The sequence below is a fragment of the Winogradskyella sp. ECml5-4 genome (assembly GCF_036903175.1).
GTDB classification, from domain to species: domain Bacteria; phylum Bacteroidota; class Bacteroidia; order Flavobacteriales; family Flavobacteriaceae; genus Winogradskyella; species Winogradskyella damuponensis.
Window position 1 is genome coordinate 1 of the sequence record NZ_JAYJLF010000088.1, and the last position, 536, is coordinate 536.

1 pseudogene is annotated in these 536 nt (G+C 39.0%); it reads right to left on the minus strand.

Annotated features, from left to right (window positions below):
- Positions 1-536, minus strand: a pseudogene (locus VDP25_RS17765) (T9SS type B sorting domain-containing protein); the annotation flags it as partial.

Consider the following 536-nt stretch of genomic DNA (forward strand, 5'->3'; position numbering starts at 1 on the left):
AGTTGTGGTGTCGTAACAACCTGAAGTACCATTCTCTATACGAACATAAATCTCTTGTGCTCCTGCTGTTGTATTGGTATAATTGGTTGGTAATGGACTATCCCCTAATTCTGCATTTGTTGGAGTAGCATAGTAACTAACCATCATGCCGGTTTGTGAACCAACAACTTCGGCATCTTTGACACTCAAATCAAATTCAACGAAACCATCCGCATTATCATCACAAACTTCTAAAGGTGTTGTGATATTGGCGATTGGATTTTCCATAACCTCTAGCTGAAGTGTATTTACATTATAACAGTTGGTCGTACTATTTTCTAAACGTACAAATACTGTCTGACTAGTCATGGTCGTATTTATATAACCGTCAAATATCTCTGCGGTAGAAGGCTCTGCTTCTGCGCCTGCTAAAGTTTCATGAAAAGAAACAACTATACCTGTCTGACCATTTAATAGCTCTGATACTTTTGTACTTAATGGAAAGCCTACAAAACCGTCGGTATCATCATCACAAACCTGTAGCGCTGAGACAGGAA